General features: G+C 48.0%; 19 protein-coding genes. 15 read left to right on the top strand and 4 right to left on the bottom strand.

The features are described 5' to 3' along the window. Window positions 1-93: 93 nt before the first annotated feature. Both K7P01_RS06345 and K7P01_RS06340 read left to right on the top strand, forming a co-directional pair. The gene (locus tag K7P01_RS06345) at window positions 94-1,335 is read left to right on the top strand and encodes a PAS domain-containing sensor histidine kinase (RefSeq protein ID WP_267291027.1); all 1,242 of its coding nucleotides are present in this window, start codon (window positions 94-96) and stop codon (window positions 1,333-1,335) included. Window positions 1,336-1,764: 429 nt separating this feature from the next. Continuing rightward, window positions 1,765-2,802 carry a hypothetical protein gene (locus tag K7P01_RS06340; RefSeq protein WP_267291025.1) on the top strand — a complete coding sequence of 346 codons (1,038 nt, stop codon included), beginning with the start codon at window positions 1,765-1,767 and terminating at the stop codon, window positions 2,800-2,802. A 335-nt stretch (window positions 2,803-3,137) separates the two neighbouring features. On the opposite strand, the gene K7P01_RS06335 is transcribed toward K7P01_RS06340, so the two are convergent. Next, a complete protein-coding gene (locus K7P01_RS06335) occupies window positions 3,138-4,421 on the bottom strand; it encodes an acetyl-CoA hydrolase/transferase family protein (RefSeq protein WP_267291023.1) in 1,284 nt (427 codons plus the stop codon). 652 nt (window positions 4,422-5,073) lie between these two features. Here K7P01_RS06335 and K7P01_RS06330 point away from each other — a divergent pair. Continuing rightward, window positions 5,074-5,529: an Hsp20/alpha crystallin family protein gene (locus K7P01_RS06330; protein ID WP_267291021.1), complete on the top strand. Its 456-nt coding sequence runs from the start codon at window positions 5,074-5,076 to the stop codon at window positions 5,527-5,529. A 75-nt stretch (window positions 5,530-5,604) separates the two neighbouring features. On the opposite strand, the gene K7P01_RS06325 is transcribed toward K7P01_RS06330, so the two are convergent. After that, the gene (locus K7P01_RS06325; protein ID WP_267291019.1) at window positions 5,605-6,450 is read right to left on the bottom strand and encodes a universal stress protein; all 846 of its coding nucleotides are present in this window, start codon (window positions 6,448-6,450) and stop codon (window positions 5,605-5,607) included. Window positions 6,451-6,656: 206 nt separating this feature from the next. Between K7P01_RS06325 and K7P01_RS06320 the strand changes: the two genes are divergently transcribed. From K7P01_RS06320 to K7P01_RS06300, 5 genes are all read left to right on the top strand, one after another. Next, a complete protein-coding gene (locus tag K7P01_RS06320) occupies window positions 6,657-7,718 on the top strand; it encodes a response regulator (RefSeq protein WP_267291017.1) in 1,062 nt (353 codons plus the stop codon). A 104-nt stretch (window positions 7,719-7,822) separates the two neighbouring features. Next, window positions 7,823-8,005, top strand: a complete 183-nt coding sequence (locus tag K7P01_RS06315; protein WP_267291015.1) for a hypothetical protein — start codon at window positions 7,823-7,825, stop codon at window positions 8,003-8,005. A 38-nt stretch (window positions 8,006-8,043) separates the two neighbouring features. After that, on the top strand, window positions 8,044-8,730 hold the full coding sequence (locus K7P01_RS06310) for a glycosyltransferase (protein WP_267291013.1): 687 nt from the start codon (window positions 8,044-8,046) through the stop codon (window positions 8,728-8,730). Then, entirely contained in the window at window positions 8,705-9,955 is a 1,251-nt protein-coding gene (locus K7P01_RS06305; protein WP_267291011.1) for a glycoside hydrolase family 57 protein, read from the top strand. The genes K7P01_RS06310 and K7P01_RS06305 overlap by 26 nt, the downstream gene beginning before the upstream one ends. A gap of 83 nt (window positions 9,956-10,038) precedes the next feature. After that, on the top strand, window positions 10,039-10,665 hold the full coding sequence (locus K7P01_RS06300) for a CHASE3 domain-containing protein (protein ID WP_267291009.1): 627 nt from the start codon (window positions 10,039-10,041) through the stop codon (window positions 10,663-10,665). Between the two features lie 364 nt (window positions 10,666-11,029). Here K7P01_RS06300 and K7P01_RS06295 read toward each other — a convergent pair whose 3' ends face one another. Beyond that, window positions 11,030-11,551 (bottom strand): DUF892 family protein, encoded by a 522-nt coding sequence (locus K7P01_RS06295; protein ID WP_267291006.1) that lies wholly within the window; start codon window positions 11,549-11,551, stop codon window positions 11,030-11,032. Between the two features lie 110 nt (window positions 11,552-11,661). After that, window positions 11,662-12,132 (bottom strand): DUF302 domain-containing protein, encoded by a 471-nt coding sequence (locus K7P01_RS06290; RefSeq protein WP_267291004.1) that lies wholly within the window; start codon window positions 12,130-12,132, stop codon window positions 11,662-11,664. A 455-nt stretch (window positions 12,133-12,587) separates the two neighbouring features. Here K7P01_RS06290 and K7P01_RS06285 point away from each other — a divergent pair, with 455 nt between their 5' ends. From K7P01_RS06285 to K7P01_RS06255, 7 genes are all read left to right on the top strand, one after another. Next, window positions 12,588-12,983 carry a hypothetical protein gene (locus K7P01_RS06285; protein WP_267291002.1) on the top strand — a complete coding sequence of 132 codons (396 nt, stop codon included), beginning with the start codon at window positions 12,588-12,590 and terminating at the stop codon, window positions 12,981-12,983. 84 nt (window positions 12,984-13,067) lie between these two features. Continuing rightward, a complete protein-coding gene (locus K7P01_RS06280) occupies window positions 13,068-13,502 on the top strand; it encodes a thioredoxin family protein (protein WP_267291000.1) in 435 nt (144 codons plus the stop codon). Window position 13,503: 1 nt separating this feature from the next. Further along, window positions 13,504-14,442 carry an FAD:protein FMN transferase gene (locus K7P01_RS06275; protein WP_397310852.1) on the top strand — a complete coding sequence of 313 codons (939 nt, stop codon included), beginning with the start codon at window positions 13,504-13,506 and terminating at the stop codon, window positions 14,440-14,442. A 6-nt stretch (window positions 14,443-14,448) separates the two neighbouring features. After that, window positions 14,449-14,664 (top strand): DUF4266 domain-containing protein, encoded by a 216-nt coding sequence (locus K7P01_RS06270; protein ID WP_267290998.1) that lies wholly within the window; start codon window positions 14,449-14,451, stop codon window positions 14,662-14,664. A gap of 11 nt (window positions 14,665-14,675) precedes the next feature. Further along, window positions 14,676-15,851, top strand: a complete 1,176-nt coding sequence (locus K7P01_RS06265) for a DUF3570 domain-containing protein (RefSeq protein ID WP_267290996.1) — start codon at window positions 14,676-14,678, stop codon at window positions 15,849-15,851. Window positions 15,852-16,274: 423 nt separating this feature from the next. Continuing rightward, window positions 16,275-16,877, top strand: a complete 603-nt coding sequence (locus K7P01_RS06260; protein ID WP_267290994.1) for a YceI family protein — start codon at window positions 16,275-16,277, stop codon at window positions 16,875-16,877. A 38-nt stretch (window positions 16,878-16,915) separates the two neighbouring features. Then, a complete protein-coding gene (locus K7P01_RS06255; RefSeq protein ID WP_267290992.1) occupies window positions 16,916-18,295 on the top strand; it encodes a hypothetical protein in 1,380 nt (459 codons plus the stop codon). Window positions 18,296-18,385: the final 90 nt, after the last annotated feature.

Raw genomic sequence — 18,385 nt, 5'->3', positions numbered from 1 at the left:
ACAAGATTACCCCGTTGACATCGCTATGGATTTCGTTGTATCTTGGCAGGCTGGCCTCATCGGCCACGGAGAATTTGAAACCTGCTGATTGTTATGGATTTTTCACTTGTGACTAGCGAGGCTTACCGGGAAATATTTCAGAGTATGTCTGAGGGCATTATCATGGTAAATGAATCTGGTGAGATCGCGCTTGCTAACCCGGTAGCGGAGCAGCTCTTTGGGTTTGGCCGGGGCGAGTTGACGGGCGTGACCCTGGAGTCACTGTTGCCCGAGCGGTACAGAAAGGGGCATGTTAAGTTTCGGCAAGCATTTAACGGCGATCCCCATCCGCGGCGTATGGGCTTCGGCCGCGACCTAATGGCATTACGTCGCGACGGAACTGAGTTTCCGGTAGAAATCAGCTTGAGTTATACGCAAGTGCAGGGAGATATCCTGGTCATGGCGTTCATCAGCGATATTTCGCAACGCAAGTTAGTGGAGGACGCACTCCGTAAGAGCGAGGAGCAATTAATAGTGTATGCCGCGGAACTCGAGAAGAAAGTGGAGTTGCGCACGGATGCGTTGAATCAGACCATCGTGAAGCTGGAACAAGAGGTTAGTGAGCGAAAGAAGGCGGAGGAAGAGGTCCGGCGTTCCTTCGAGCGCGAACGCGAACTCAATGAATTGAAATCTAAATTCGTATCCATCGCATCACATGAATTCCGTACGCCGCTTAGTACTGTCATGAGTTCTGTGTCACTGATCAAGCAATACAAAGATCGGCAAGAGTATGATAAGCAGGATAAACACATTAATCGTGTGAAGTCATCGGTTAATCAACTCACACAAATTCTGAATGACTTCTTATCGCTAGGCAAATTGGAAGAGGGGAAGGTGGAAATCCAGTCTGATCCCATTATCCTACAGTCGTTCCTGGATGAGATCAAAGAAGAAGTTCAGTCTTTTTTGAAGGACGGTCAAACCGTCACGACCGCTTGCCCGCCGGACCTGGATGAGATCTGGACCGATACCCGTACTCTACGGAACATCTTGTATAACCTGATTTCGAATGCCAGCAAATACTCTGATGCCGGCAAGCAGGTTCATGTCTCGGCAGAGAGTAAAAACAGCCGCGTGTTTTTTTATGTAACCGACGAGGGAATAGGAATACCAGCGGATGACCAGAAACATCTATTTGATCGCTTTTTTCGTGCGAGCAATGCTGGGAACATCCAGGGAACAGGCTTGGGGCTACATATTGTTAAACGGTATGTGGATTTGATTTCTGGTGAGGTGTCGTTTACAAGCACGTATGGTAAAGGAAGTACATTTTACTTCAGTATACCACAAGGATAACGGGTAATACGCGTTACGTGACGCGGTGATCAAACCCGCCCAGTGGGCGGTTGATTTTGCAGCACGTATTTCTCGTATCTCGAAGAGCAAAATTATATTGTTGCATATCGTTGATCGGCCTGCCGGTACCACGTTTGGAGGACAGGCTCTTTGGGTGTAAGTTGATTGAGAAGAGTAAACAGCAGCTGCAGCACGCGGTTAAATCGTTGGAGGGTTACAATGACCGAAGCGAGGAAGAAGGAATTATCAACTCTGCGGCAACCATCGGTGTAGATCTCATTGTCATGTGTCGTGCCCGACGCTTCCCTGTAGGGGTAGCGCGCAGATAGTATACTTTTTATTTGTTTTACGCTCCACGCAACTGGTCGTTCGACCGGGATTCATTGTACGTTCCGTTTCATTTTTTCTATAAATTAAAAACTAATTCGGATGAAAAGAATCGCCTTTATTATTGGTATTGGCCTGATGGCCGTATTGTTTGAACAGTGTATACAGGAAGACGTCGAATCGACCTCTCTCCAAACCGTCCAGTTTGTGCTGGCTTCTGTTGACGAGTCTGTCAAGTCGCCCGTGTCTATGTTATCGCCAGGCATGACAGCGATCGTGACATTGGAAACTGCAAGTGGTGAACCATTCGTAGCCGATCATTCCCTGAAGCTTGTTCCGACTGGCTCGGGATATCTGACAGAACCGCTCAGGCTTCCGCCTGGAAGGTACGTCGTTTCGCGCTTTGTTGTTTTTGGCAATGATTCTGAAGCATTGTTTGAGGCTCCTGATATGGTAGAAGGAACTATCAGCGACGCCGGGGTGAAATCATCGGCACAGATTGTTATACATCTCCTGCCATGTCATGGCGGTCCTGCTGGGAAAGGACGGCTGAAGGAGTTTGTTTTTGGCGAGAGGCATTATAATCTGTTCTATAACTGGCGCGGGACGGTGGATTCAGTTGTTGCGACCGATGTGTATAATAACTATGTATATCGCGTGGCGTATACCCGTGGTCGTATTGATTCTGTCGGTATTTACGATCATGGTCAATACGTGTCCGTGAACAGAGATTTTAAGTTTAATCGTCGTGGTCAGATTGTATCTTATAATTACGTTTTCTTTACTCCGGTCGGACCCTATGTACAGCCGGTGAATCTCAACTACGATCATCGCGGGCGTATAGTTGCGGTTCGTGGCGCGTCCGTTCGTTATAATCGATTTGATAACGTTATCTGGTTTCAAAATGGGGTTAGTTCCTATTTCACCTACACCTATCACTGGGGAAAAAATCCACTAAGGGAGGTCGATAACCTCGGGGCGATGATGGTCGAGGAAAGTTGGATTTGGCAATACGTATTAAGCAAGAGTAGCACGTTATCCAGAACGAACGAAAATGGTGATACCTTTACTTTTACGAATGTGTATGATTCTAAAGGCCGCTTAATATCGAATGGTGAAATGTTATTTTCTTACTACTAATGCATTATCGAAATATGATGAACAGTAATAGATTATAGACAAGATAATCACAACTGCCATGAGTTGAATATTATTGTGCCGGCGACATTTCCGTTCTTTGTGCGAGCGAAAGACCGGTGTTTCCGGCACAAATGGTCTCTTTGCTCTGGGCCTGGTGTACACAGTGTTAGTGGATGGTTACTGTTGAAAAATAATCACCGGATAACTGCTGATAGCCGTAATATTCCGAATGATGCTTTTATGGAAGATCCAGCCAGGAGACGGTCGGCGGCCATGGGTATGGCCTGGATTCGTAGTTGAGGATTACTGTGGTCACGGAGCTCACACTGGCCATTCTAATATGATCGTTCGAATTGGTAGCTATGGAATCTTTCAAAGGCGTTTCGTTCGAGCTCTTCCCGATGGTTAGGATGAGCGATTTCAATAAGCGCCTTTGCACGCTGCCGCATATTTTTGCCGTAGAGGTAAGCCACGCCATACTCGGTAACAATATAGTGTGCATGTGCTCGCGTAGTGACCACACCCGCGCCAGCCTTGAGAACGGAGACGATTTTTGATTCATTTTTAAGGGTCGTCGATGCGAGCGCTATAATCGGCTTTCCACCTTCCGACAGTGCCGCGCCACGCATAAAGTCCATTTGGCCGCCGACACCAGAATAATGATAGGCGCCGATGGAGTCAGAGCATACCTGTCCGGTAATATCAACCTCAATGGCGCTATTGATAGCGGTCACCTTCGGGTTTGTGCGGATGACGGACGTGTCGTTAACGTAGTCGATGCCGAGCAGGATGACCGACGGATTGTCATCGATGAATTCGTACAGCTTTCTACTGCCGAGAACAAACGAAGCCACGGTTTTTCCACGATGCTTTTTTTTGTATTCGTTCGTCACGATACCGTTTTCGATCAGTGGTATAAGACCGTCCGAGAACATTTCGGTATGAATTCCAAGCCCTTTGTGCGTATAGAGGCTTGCCAGGACAGCATCGGGAATAGCGCCAATACCGATCTGCAGGGTTGCGCCGTTCTCTACCAAGGCAGCGCAATGGCTGGCAACACGGGCCGCAATTTCCGTAGCCGTAGTTACGACCTCCGGAAGTTCATCACACACGTCAATCATGGCGTGGAATGCGCTTTTGTGAACCAATCCGTCGCCGTGGCAGCGCGGCATATTGGGATTGACCTGGGCAATGATAGTCCTGGCCGTCCTCACTGCCGCCAGCGCGATGTCAACAGACGTTCCGAGCGAGCAGTAACCATGCTTATCGGGGGGAGAGACGTGGACGAGCGCCACATCGAGCGGAAGAACATTATTCCGGAATAAGAGTGGTATCTCACTCAGGAATATCGGTACATAATCCGCTCGGCCGTCATTTACGGCGGTCCGGATATTTTCGGATACAAAAAGAGAGTTTATCCGGAAGTTGCTTTTATACCGCTTGTCGGCAATAACGGCGTCACCTTGGAGGCTGATGCTGACCAATTCAACATCCCACAAGCGACTCGATTGATTAGCCAGCTCCTGTAACAGGGAATGCGGGGTTGCGGCGCCTCCCTGAATAAACACCCTGTCGCCAGGTTGTATCTGTGCCACGGCGGCTTTTATGTCTGTGATCATCGTTTTTTTGTTATAAAGTAACCTTCATGCCGTGTCAATTTCGATGAGCAAGGTCATGAAGGCACATGACTTCTATCCTCTATCATTTGAATAGCTTATAGGCTTCAATCCACACTACCGAATAAACGCAGCCGGGAAGCAGACGGAAAATTGCTGCCGACTCAAAAATACAAGGTGAAAGAAGTTGCGGGCTACAGGTATTGTGAAAATCATATGTACCAGCAGGAGGGATGCCATGATGACGCGTAGTGTGAGAAAAACCATTGATGTGGTTAATTCCTGGGACGCGTCATCGTTGATATTCCTTCGGCGTAAGACCCCGTGGTAAAGTATAACGCGGATGCGATCGTGAGCAACGCCAGCATCGGCTCTTTTCGTAAACGCCTGAGGAGGGAGATGCCTGGGTTGCTTTCGGGTTTAGTCCACCCATAGCGCGCCCGCGCCGATTGTGCCCGGTCTGCGTCAGTCCCGAAAAATGTTGGATGGTAGTATACATAGGTACAATATATTCTTACTGCTGCTGGCTATGAATGATGGCGGTCACGTTCGCCCGCTGGTCCCGGCGACGAGAATCCAGCGAATTGCTGATGGTTGTCATCGTGCTACCTTCTGGCCACGGGTACTTTTGGTTATTACTAAAACATAAACACATATGAACTTAACACTTAGAAAAAATGGAGGACTTCCTTCATTACTTTCCGATTTCTTTGGTTCGTCACTGGTTGATCGGGATTTTTTTGATCTCGACAGTGATATGTTCGCATCGCGTTTGGGTATAAATGTTCCCACAGCAAACATTGTTGAAACACCTAAAGAATTTACGCTGGAGCTTGCTGCTCCTGGACTCGAGCGAAAAGATTTTAATGTTGTGATCGAGAATCATATGCTTAAAATCAGCGCCGACAAGAAAGAAGAAAAAAGTGAAAAGCACGGTGGCTACTCGAGACAGGAGTATTCCTTCAACTCCTTCATTCGGACATTCGCATTACCGGAAAATGTCAAGGAGGGTAACGTAGATGCCAAGTACGAAAATGGCGTGCTGCGGGTGTCGATCCCGAAGTCTAAAGAATCAAATGGCGCACCGGTACACAAAGTAGCTGTCTCCTAGCAGAAATAATAGGGATACGACTGGTTTTCATGGTTTTGAGAAGGGCGGATAATCTCCGCCTTTTTTCTTGTTATATCATTCCAGTTTTTTCAGGCAATATGTCCAGATAGGGCTTTCTATGTGGTTTACAATATTTTCTGTCACGCTGGAGTTGAACAAATGTGCGAAGCCCTTTCGGGCGTGGGTCGGCATGGAGATCAGGTCCATCTTCTCGGTATGGGCAAAAGTCATGATGCCTTCTTCTTCCTGGTAAAAACTTTTGAAATGTAATTTATAGTTGGTCAGCTGATAATGATGGGCGAACTCCGTCAGCGTCTGGTTGGCATCCCTGTTCTGTCTAAAATGTACGGGTGTGTTGACCAGTAGCACATGGATGGTAGCGTTGAAGAATTGTTGTAGTTTTTTGAGTTCGCGCATGAAGTCGTGTTGATTCAGACCTAGCGTCGAGGGAAGAAGAATATTCTGAATTGACGTCGAATCGAAGGCTGTGCGAACCGATAGCACAGGAACAGGGGAGAATCGAACTACTTTTTCGACATTCGAGCCGATCAGGATTTCCGCGATGCCGGAACTTCCGGAAGTCCCCATCATAATGAGGTCTATGTTCTCCTCTTTTACGGTTTTGGTTATGCAGGATACCAGCCCGCCCACCTGCACGTCCGTCGTCACGGAAACGTGGTGTTGCTCTCCCTTTGTCTTTAATTTAGCAAGCTCTCGGCTGATGTCTGTTTCCATGCGCGAATAGTAGGCAGTGTCATATATGGCTGGTTCACCCGCGAATCCAGCCGCGTAGAAGGTCGGTAATGTAACGACATGAAGAAGGACTATTTCGCCTTGAGAGCGGCCGGCAATGTTCAGGGCAACTGTATACGCCTCTGTAGCGGGCGGCGAAAAGTCGCAGGGTACCAGTATTTTTTTCATGCGAATATTGTTTGTACCAAGTTATCGGCTGCCCGATTTGAATGGGATGACACGCATTTACGCAATAAATGATTTGCATCATCAAGGACCGAATCCTGAGAAAAGTCACTCTTCTTATATGACTTGGCTCAGGGTCATCCGGGGCATTCCGGAGTACTTTAGTGTAGTCTATTGTTGGTCACGAATGTCCCAAACCTTATCCTCCTATGCATTACAAAATTCTTTTGATTGAAGACAATGCGGAAATGGCCGAGAACATTTCATGCATTTTACAGCTGGCGAAGTACGACGTTACTCACGCGGCAGACGGCAAGATTGGTGTCGACCTTGCCCAGCGGCTACAGCCGGACCTGATTCTGTGCGACATTATGATGCCGGAACTTGACGGATACGGCGTGTTGCATATCCTGAACAAAGATGTTGAGACAGCCAGTATACCGTTTATTTTTCTGACGGCAAAAGCCGACAAGAGTGATTTTCGGGCAGGTATGAATCTGGGTGCAGACGACTACATCACCAAACCTTTTGATGGCGTAGATTTGTTGAAGGTTATTGAGATGCGGCTCAAGAAAAGCGAGTTGATGAAAACAGCCTTCGGTAACAATTCTTCCGAAGTTAGCGCATTTTTCAGCAAAACGCGTGAGCTGAGGGATTTCCAGAAACTGTCCGAGAACAGACCCGTAAGGTCTTTCAAACGGAAGGACCTGATTTTTATGGAAGGGCAGACGCCCAACGATCTATACTTTATCGAAAAAGGACAGGTGAAAACCTACAAGGTGAACTACGACGGAAAAGAATTGATCACGGGCATTCTTAAGGAGGGCGACTTCTTTGGATTTGTGCCGCTTCTGGAGGATAAAATTTATAGCGAGAGCGCCGAAGTGATCGAAGATGCTCGTGTGACGATCATCCCGAAAATGGACTTCATCACCCTAATCTATTCAAGCAAGGATGTCGCCCGGAAGTTTATTAAAATGCTATCCAACAATCTGGAGGAAATCGAGGAGCGGTTGCTGGATATCGCGTATCAGTCTGTTCGACAACGCGTGGCAAATGCGCTGCTAAAGATGGGCGAGCGATTTGCCTGCGATCGAAAGGACGGCCTGATTACAATCGCCCGAAAAGATATTTCGAACATTGTGGGAACGGCGACGGAATCGCTGAATCGCACGTTGGCAGACTTTAAAGATGAAGGACTTATCGAAATCTCGGGTGACGGACTGAAAGTCATTAACAAAGCAAAATTGGAAAAGTTAGTTCACATCTAAGGATCAGATGAAGAACCGCGCTGAATGTATTCGAAAGCAATGACGTTCGTCACTGCTTCTTAGGCTGCTGCGGTATTCCTTTGGATTACAAAACGCTGAGGATTATGACTAAAAATCTGGAAACAGCGGATACGGTAGTGAAACTCACACTCGCCGTATCGGTTGTCGTATTTTATTCCTGTCGGGTGATTACCGGACCCATCGCCAGAGGATTAGTAATCCTGGCTGTTCTGGTACTCATGCTGTTCGCGATGAAGGTCGTTCTGGCGTTTTTTACGCGTGACTAACGCGCAATACATAGTGAGTCGTACTAAACTGACGATGCATGGGAGGTTTGATGTTCGGATGGGAGTTTCCATCACATATATCCGGTGGACTTGGTACGGCGTGTTTATGCCTGGCGACAGCCTTGAAAGACCAGCGGGTTGAACTTCTTTTTGTCGTGCCTCAAGCACGAGGTGATGAGTCGATCCCATTGATCAATGCTTCGGTCGTTGTGGTTGATGCATCTCAAAACACGGCACGGGTCACCGAAGAAAGGTGGAATCCGGCGGTAAAGATCACTGCTGTTCCCGCGGAAATAAAGCCATACAGCATCGGTGAAAACACGGTGTGTTTTCCTGATGCACACTTTATTGTTGCCGGGTCAGGTGACCTGCTGCCGCAGATGATGGAGCGTGCAGCGTATCGGAAGATATCGTCCCGGATGCATTTCACGGGCCTCCTCAAAGCAGAACAAATGCGTCAGGTGTTGTCCGTTACCCAGGTATATGTGATGCCGTCAGTGTCAGACCCCTTTGGCATCACGCCACTGGACGCGGTTCAGGCAGGCGTGCCCGTAATTGGGGATATCGATGCGTTGCCGGATGCGATCATTAATCTTTTTAGGCACAATGTGCTGACGAACGCATCACGCGGCAACAGCAAGCGGGAAACTAAATCACTCATCTGGAAACGTGCAGCAACGTCCATAAACCAGCTCTATCATGAACTCGGATCAACGCTATCTTAATTTGTATTTTCAGGTGCATCAACCGCGTCGACTGCAGAAATTCCAGTTTTTTGACGTAGGTTCCGGGCAGAGGTATTTTGATGATGATCTCAACCGGGACATTGTCTGCCAGGTGGCGAAAGATTGTTACCTGCCTGCAAACACTTTGCTGTTGAACCTCATTGCCAGGCACCCTGATATCCGCGTTACGTTCTCCATATCCGGTACAGCGTTGGAGCAGTTTGCGCTGTATGCACCGGAGGTATTGCTGAGCTTTCGGCAACTGGCCGATACCGGGGCGGTAGAATTCCTCGGAGAAACCTATTATCATTCACTAGCCTATTTTAAGAGCCAGGAGGAGTTTATTCATCAGGTCGGTCTACATAAACAATTACTCCGGGATGTAATCGGTTTTGATCCCACGTTTTTTCGCCATACCGAACTGATCTATTCCGACGCAATCGGAAAGCTGGTATCGGAACTTGGTTTTTCCGGAATGTATGTCGAAGGTGCGCCCGCTTTCCTTCAAGGAAGAACGCCGAATGGATTGTACACGCACCCGGAGGCGTCGTTTGCGCTTATTCCAAGAAATCATCGGATGAGCGATGATATCGCGTTTCGTTACGCTGACGAAGCCTGGGCCGAATGGCCGCTCACCGGCAAAAAGTTTGCATCTTGGATCGATCGTCTTCCGGCACATGAAAAGCTGGTTTGTTTGGCGCTGGACTATGAGACGTTCGGTGAGCATCAGAAGCACAGTTCGGGTATTTTTACATTCCTGCAGGAATTTATTTTAGCGCTGCAACGATCTGGCCGGTTCATGTTTGCTACTCCCTCGGCTTTGTGTGATTTGATGCCCGCCGGGCCGGTGGTACAGTGTGTCGGGGCGTCATCGTGGGCAGACCAGGCCCGCGACCTGTCGGCCTGGTTAGGCAATGACATGCAACGCGACGCCTTCGAAACACTGTATAGGTTTCAGGATTTGGTTATGGAAAAGGACGACATGGCCTTGACTAAAGACTATCGACACTTACAGACAAGTGATCATTTTTATTACATGTCAACAAAAGGCGGCCCGGACGGTGGTGTTCATCAATACTTCAGCCCATACAGGTCGCCATATGAAGCGTTCATGAATTATATGAATGTGCTCGCTGACCTGGAGTTCCGTCTCCGGGGTAAGAGACGTGGGCTATGGCCGTCAATAGAAAAATCTGCCGTAGCCGTTGCGGCGGAGCCCCGCTAACCATGCATGTCTTCCAGGAGGTGACAAACGTCGTGGGGTGCGAGCGCGCCCGATGGTATCTTGCTATTTAAGTATCGCTACTTATGATTTCTTTCAAAGCCGTTTTAGGCTTGTTATTTATATCGTTGATTACTGCCATTGCTATTCTTGGATCCGTGTGTTACCGGGACAACCTGGAAATCCGGGAGGCTGTAGATTGGGTTGACCACACCCACCGCGTAATAGGAAAAGTTGATGCAATTTCGGCCGCGTATAAAGATGTCCAGCTACTGAAACACGGCCGGGCAGAACCGCAGCATGGCCAATATAAAGGTGATGATCAGGCGGAGCGAATCTTGTTTACGCGATTGAACGATCTAAAAGATTTTACGCGGGATAACATTGAGCAACAGGCGAGCATCGATTCGCTGGAACGGGTGATACGGGATTGGATCAACGTTGATTCCGTCCTGATGGGATCCAACAACAAAGAAAATTTGCGGGATGCCGTGTCACATCGTATCGAGAGGATCAAAAACACCGAGGAAGTTCTTTTAGGAAGACAAGATTATGACAGCGAAAAATGGGCGGCTTCTTTTCGAAGTACCCTTATACTGTTGTTTATTTGCATTGGAGCCCTACTCGTGTCAACTTTCTTTGCGATCTGGTATAATTTCAACAAACGGGTGCGCGTACAAGAGAAGCTCAGACGAAGCAACGTCTTTGTTTGAGAAAGTATTTTATGAAAGTCCCATTGCCATTGTGATCAGTGAATTCGAAACGGGCAAGATTTTAAATTGCAATAGTGTCTTTGCATCCGCTGTAAATTACAGCATCGAGGAGCTCATACGCAAGACCGCGGCAGATCTTGGTATTTTCCGTAATGCCGAGCAACGTAGGGATATTGTGGCAGGGAGGAGCGTTCTATACGACATACTGAGGTATACATACAACCGCGTGGACGTGAGCCGATTTATATATCCATCCATGCGCACATGGTTCCTTTATACGATCGCAATTGTCTGCTGACGGCTATCATGGATCTATCCAGTCACAAACGCGCGGAAGAGGAAAGCGGCACCACCGTAAAGGGGACTACTGCAAATCGCCCTTGACGTTAACAGAGTCGTTTAGTTTGTTGAATTCATGTATGGAAAGATCAGTGAGCTGCTTGCTCGTCACAAGTTCCCAACTCAGAATTTGCTGTAGTAAATCCGCCACGGTGTCGAGTTCCAGTTCTATCGCCATGAGGTAGGCCGTTTGAAGCGCACTGGCTTTATAAGCATTAATATTTTCCAGGCACCCGATCATGACGATATCCTTTAGGTAGGATGGAGCCGTGTATGTCAGCAGATACTCGGTTTCATCAATCATCTTATCGACAATTTCATTCTTCCGGAAGACGGGCTCAGTCATGAGGTAGTTAAAGGCCCGGTCAAGCTTGCACGTGACATTGTCGGTATTCCTGACATATGCCCCTGTTAATTCCTTCACCTCGGCGGAGCTGATGTACGGACTGAACGTCTTAAAAGCTTCGCCAACTTTGCGCTCTGCCTGTAAAAGACCTTGAATTTGGTAGGTCAGTGCATCTTGCAGGGTTTTTATTGGTTTGTCCATGGTATTTTCTTTGTATAAGAAATATAGGGCTGAAAATGAAACGTGAGATATGATAGGTCCAGTTCTTTAATTGATCGTGCCGCCATGTACGACCTGTATTTTTGTTTACGTCAGCCGTGTACGGGTGCAGCCATTTCTGACTGTCGCTCGGTGGGCAAGGCATCGGGTTGGTCGGGTTGAGTTTTTGTGCGATGCAGGTTGTCGACTGCGGCGCGCAAGCTATTGCTTACTTCCTCGGCGATTGCCGTTAGCTGCGGAGTAATGGTGGTTTTATCAATGGTTTCGAGCGGGTTAATCGCGGACACTTCAATTTCTCCGTTTTCATGTTCCTGGACTACGACGTTGCAGGGGAGCATAAGCCCAATATGCGATTCAAGGCTTATCGCTTTGTACGCAAAGTGGGGATTGCATGCTACGAGAATACGGTATTGTCTGAAGTCGATGTTTAACTTTTGCTTCAGTGTCTCTTTGAGATCGATGGTTGTTATGACCCCAAAGCCTTGTTGTTGCAAACTTTGTATCGCCTTTTGAACTGCTTCGTCAAAAGGTATTTTTAGGTTTCTCGAATAGAAGTAAGTCATAGTGGTAAGTCGTTGCTTGATAAGCGTAAGTACGCACATTACGGGGGCCTGTGCCGATGATGAGAATCACAATGTCAATAGATTTTCGGCAGCGACGACAAGGGGTTATTTTGAGCATATTTTTTAGCTTGAAGGATCGAGTTCAGGCCAGTTCAAAAAAGCATGTTCTCGATGTTCCGGTAGTTTCAACTTGATCCGATAGTAAAGAGAACTAAAAAGGTGTCACTCCGATATGTTTGTTTATGTTTCTGTAGATGGATTAAGATTCTCCGGCGTGCGAGGTCACCAGTGGAAATTTATTCGTATTATGGTTATGGACTGGGATGAACCTTTCGTCCTGGATTACCGTTCGGGTAGACGACGACGTTTAAAAAAAAATATCCCGTCTTTTGATACAAATAGAAAATAAAAGACGATTTTTTCTGTTAAATAGTTCTGAGAATATAGCGCGAAAGATGGTGAGACGCCTGGTAATCATATTACTTTCCTTCGTTTTCGTAGTGGAAACCATTTCGCCGTCGACGAACCTGTCGGAACTTTCCCATGCTGCTGATATTTGGACTCATTTTAAAGAACACCGCCACGACCATCCCAAAATTACGCTTCTTGAATTTCTTAGTCTCCACTATTTAGACTCAGACCACATAAAGAAAAAAAGCCTGGCGCATCAAAAGTTACCGTTTTCCAAGCGCGTGCATCACTTCAATGCTTCTTTACAGAGCGTGCCGGACGCAACACGCGTATATACAATACCGTCGCGTGCATTGGTCATGACCATTACCGGGGTTATCTATAGCGGTGGTTGGACCCCCGCCGTTGCAAAGGCCGTCTGGCAGCCACCAAAGATCTAACAAGAAGCCCATTTTACTTTCCGTATCCCCGTATTCGGGAGCCGATATCCTTTTTTAAATTTTACATCTTAAACTTTATTCGCTATGAAAGCAATTGTTTTCGTTGTGGCATTTGTGCTAGGTACGTCACCCATCTGGATGAACGACTTCGAACAGGCTAAGACCCTGGCGCGTGAGCGCGATAAATTGATCTTACTGAATTTTTCCGGATCGGATTGGTGCGGTCCGTGTATCAAGATGAAGCGCGAGGTATTTGAAACTCCAGAATTTCAATCCTATGCCGACGAAAATCTGGTTCTTGTGCGGGCGGACTTTCCGCGGCAAAAAAAGAATCAGCTGGATGCCAAACAACGTGAGCATAATGAGAAGCTCGCCGAACGGTACAATCCTACCGGTAAATTTCCTTTGACACTTTTAATGACTGTCGACGGTAAGGTAATTCAGGAATGGAATGGCTACAGCAACGGATCGGGTACAGAATTTGTCGGACAACTGCGCGCACATGCTCATGGGAAATAACGTGCTTTTAACAGCTCAGGAGACCTTGCACCGCAGGACGTGTAAGCTCATGGGCAATATGTTTAACCTGGCGGTCGTGGCCGAGGATGCTGCCTGGGCCGAGCATTGCCTGGATCGCGCAATCCAGGAAATTAGGCGCATTGAATCCCTGCTCACCACCTTTCGTGACGACAGCCAGACACAAGCCATCAATCAGCAGGCAGGTGTTCGGCCAGTTAAGGTTGAACGCGAGGTGTATGACCTGGTCGCCCGCTCAATACGGATTTCCGAACTCACGCAGGGCGCGTTCGATATTACCTATGGGTCCGTGGATAAGCGCCTGTGGAATTTTGATCAGTCCATGACCAGTCTCCCCGATCCGGCAGTTGCGCGCCAGTCTGTCCGGCTTATTGACTATAAAAACATCGTCCTCGACGAGGCAAATAGCTCGGTGTTCCTGAAACACGCAGGCATGCGGATAGGCTTTGGTGGCATCGGAAAAGGCTACGCTGCGGATCGTGCCAAACAACTTCTCGTTAGCCTTGGTGTAGGTAGTGGCGTGGTGAACGCAGCAGGGGACCTCGCCGTGTGGGGAACGCAAGCGGATGGTAAACCCTGGACGGTTGGCATTGCTGATCCCGATTCAAGAGTTCCTTTTTCATCTCTTACACTAACCGACAGTTCTATTGCTACTTCCGGCAACTACGAAAAATTTGTAGTGATCGGAGGGAAGCGATACTCGCACACCATCGATCCCAAAACCGGATTACCGGTGGCAGGTATAAAAAGCGTCTCGATCATAAGCCCCATGGCGGAGTTATCGGATGCGCTTGCTACCCCCGTCACGGTCATGGGAGTGCGTGCCGGTTTAGCGATGATCAATCAGATGAAAGGCGTTGCCTGCATCATCATCGACGACGACAATCAATTATTCACGTCGAAAAATATCTCACTTCATTAACCATCTATGAAACGAAAAGTTCTCTGGGTCGCAACGGTGTGCCTGATACTGGCTACATCCTGCAAGCCCGTCAAAGAATACCAAAAAATGTACCTCAACGACGCCGATATGGAATTGTCGATGCGCAAGGGACAAAAGTTTGAAAATAATTTTGGGCTATACCGCGAAGGATCCGCCGGGGCGAACGGTGGAAAACCGGGAGGTGGATGCGGCTGTAACTAAATCTTACGAATATGCTTCGAATACCTTTAACAATATTGGCGCTATACGCGTCAATCCTCAGTGCATTTTCGCAAGGAAGTGATACTACCCGCTATGAAGACCGAAAACTCAAAGTCGACGAGGTAAATTTTGTCTCCAGCTATTATCGCCAGGACGGCAACAATGCTGCGGTGACCGGAGGCGTCGGCTCTGAAAAGCTTACTGATTTTGCGACCACGATTGATGTCCACCTCCTTAAGACGGATCGGAAACATCGCGTCAACACCTATACTTTTGAATTGGGAATCGATACCTACACGTCCGCATCATCCGATAAGATTGATCCTGCTACCGTTTCGTCGGCATCCTCAGGTGACCAACGGATTTATCCCAGTATCGTCTGGTCGCGGTTAAACGAGACCAAAGGCAGCACCATCGGTGCTAATTTTTCGGTGTCCTCTGAGTATGACTATTTCTCCCTGGGCGGCGGCATAAATGCATTCAAAGACTCGAAAGATAAGAGCCGGCAGCTGGGTGTTCGTTTGCAAACATTCCAGGATGTTGTTACCCTAATCTACCCGATCGAGCAACGTGCAGGGAAGAAGGGTGGAACGGAAGCACGTAATACATATAGTGCTACTCTGTCCTGGTCGCAAATTGTTAACACCAGACTACAGCTGTTGTTTTTGCTCGACTTTGCCTATCAAAAGGGCTTCCTGAGCCTGCCATTCAACCGAGTCTACTTTAATGATAATACAGTCAGTATAGAGAACCTCCCGGGGAGCCGGTTCAAGATTCCTGCGAGCGTCCGCCTGAGCTATTTTCTGGGCGACCGCGTCGTGGTCAGGGCTTTTTACCGCTACTATCAGGATGACTGGGGCTTGAAGAGCAATACAGCGGAAATTGAAACACCCATCAAGATCACGCCCTTCTTTTCCATCAGTCCGTTCTATCGTTACTATAACCAGTCAGCCGTGGACTACTTTGCCGCGTATAAACAACACGCGGTGACGGAGACGCATTATACGAGTGACTATGATCTGTCGAAGTTTGATAGTCATTTCATAGGAACTGGACTTCGCTTTAATTCCGCGGACGGGATTTTAGGAATTGGCAGGTTCAATACGATCGAGATTCGGTATGGCCACTATACACGCCAGACGGGATTAGTTTCTAATATAGTCTCCTTGCAGGCGAAGTTTAAATAGAACGGTCCTTTCCTGAGCACTTCGTTTTTGCTGGCGCATTCAGCTCAATCGTTGGGCCAGGTCCGGAATACAACACGGTGAAGCGCGACCGCTGCGTCAACCGCTTAGCATGAAGAGCCTTCGAGGATAACCTTGAGGGCTCTTTTATTCTATATAGTAAACCGGCACCGGCCGGCCTTTCTGCTTGTTGATCGGGTGTCCTCAAAATGCCGGCTGCTGCAGGGATGCCGTACGTATCCATCTGCCCAGCCTGTAGTTTGTCGCATATTGTGGCATAAGTAGCCCGTTGAAGGGAAAAAATACAGCCTGCCCTGATTATTGTCAGTGGACACTAGTGTTGAAAATCATTACAGTAGCCGACGTCCGTCAGATACGTTGTTAGTCATCCGCTATACTTTAGCATCACATTTAACGCATATCGCTATGAACTCAAAACATTCGATTATCACCCTCGTGGTGCTGTTGGCGATCTTCCTGTATTATCCTCTACATGCACAGAATACACTCTCTGTCAAGTCCGTAAAGGCCTCTATTCAAGGTACCTCGACCTTGCATGAATGGGAGTCGGAGATTACAAAGATCAACTGTCTGGGCAACTTCCAGTCGGAAGGTAGCCGGCTAAAGAACCTGGACGATATAAACGTCAGGATTCCGGTGGCGGGTATCAAAAGCTCCGAGGGACGGATGATGGACAACAAAACCTACGAGGCATTTAAGTCTGATGATCATCCCTATATTCTCTACACAGCGTCGCACGCCCAGATTACCGTAGACGCAGCCAACCTTACGACGATTAAGGTCTCGGGTAACCTTACCATGGCGGGCACAACAAAACCCATCACTGTGGAAGCCAGGGGTAAATTACTGGCAAACGGAGATATGGAAATATCGCTCTCCCGCAAACTGAAAATGACTGAATTCAATATGAAACCCCCAACGGCGATGATGGGCACCATCAAGGTCGGTGACGAAGTGACCGTCACCGTGAACCTGGTGCTTTCCCAAAGCCCGACGGCTTCCCGCTAATACAATAGTACCTCTATCACCTTTAAACAATAACTAGTATGAAAAATTTCAGCCCCACAGACCTTTTGAGAAGATTCTCCGGTCTGTTCCTGCTCATCACGATGGTGCAGGTGGCCGTTGCACAGGCCCCCATTCAATACTTCCGCCACTACGACCAACGTGGCGTAAACGTATTCGAAACATCAAAGACCGATACGATCGGCTACGACGGACTAAAGTTGCGTGTAGGTGGAAACTTTACGCAAAGCTTCCAGTCGCTTAGCCATAGCAACGAAAGCGGCGTGCCGCTTTATGACCTGGGCAATGGTTTTCCTCTTGCTCAAGCGAACCTGAACCTTGACTTTCAATTAGCCGATGGTGTACGTGTAAACCTGATCTCCTATATGTCCTCTCACCACCACAACGAAATGTGGGTGAAGGCAGGATACTTCCAAATAGACAAAGTAGGGTTTCTCAACAGTGAATTGCTGAATAACCTCTGGAAAAATCTTACGCTGAAAATCGGTCATATGGAGATCAACTACGGCGACGCGCACTTCCGTCGCAGTGATGGCGGTAATGCCTTCTGGAATCCCTTCATAGAAAACAACACGATGGATGCCTTTGCTACGGAAATTGGCGCGGAGCTATACTGGCAAAAGAACGGCATCTTGCTGATGGGTGGTATGACCAATGGTGAGATTCAGGGCAGTGTTACGGCACAGGAAAAAAGAAGCCCTTCCGTATATGGTAAAATTGGCTTCGATAAGGTGTTGGCGGAAAGAACGCGTGTACGTCTTACCGGCTCATACCTGCAAAAGTCTAGCTCGATAAACAGCACCCTGTTCCGCGGTGACCGCACGGGGTCAAACTACCAGTTTGTCATGGAACCGGCTGCGGCCACGGTAACAGGCAACGCTTTCTCCGGGCGCCTTAGTCCGAATTTCACAGACAATGTATCGAGCTTTGTGGTGAACCCCTTTGTTCAATTTCATGGACTGGAATTGTTCGGAACGGTTGAGTTTGCTGAAGGAAATAGTGCAGTCGAAAATGGAGAAATACAGTATGCAAATTCTGTGAGCGACGCACCGAAGTTTAACAAGCTTGAAAAACGCAAATTCGACCAAATGGCGGTGGACCTGCTTTACCGCTTTGGCAAAGAAGAAAAGTTCTACGTCGGCGCACGCTATAATAAAGTGAGCGGCACACAGGTCTTCGGTACTGCGACCAACGCTACCGTTGCTGGTGGTATATCACAAGGCACTCGCGCAGATGTATCACAGGAACGCACGGCATTTGGCGGCGGTTGGTTTATCACCCGCAACATCCTACTGAAAGGTGAGTATGTGACACAGAAATACAAAGATTACCCTGCAGGCGATATCCTGCAAGGTGGTAAGTTTGATGGATTTGTGTTCCAGGGAACCATCGCCTTCTAAAACAACACCGGTCGTCCCTCCGACAGGACCGGTTGCCAGCCGACTTCTTAACGACAAGAAGCGGCTGGCTTCTTATTTGCAGGCTGATTT

The organism is Parachryseolinea silvisoli, assembly GCF_021190955.1.
Lineage (GTDB): Bacteria > Bacteroidota > Bacteroidia > Cytophagales > Cyclobacteriaceae > Ohtaekwangia > Ohtaekwangia silvisoli.
Note: the sequence above shows the minus strand (reverse complement) of the source record. Positions and strands in the feature narration are given on the sequence as shown.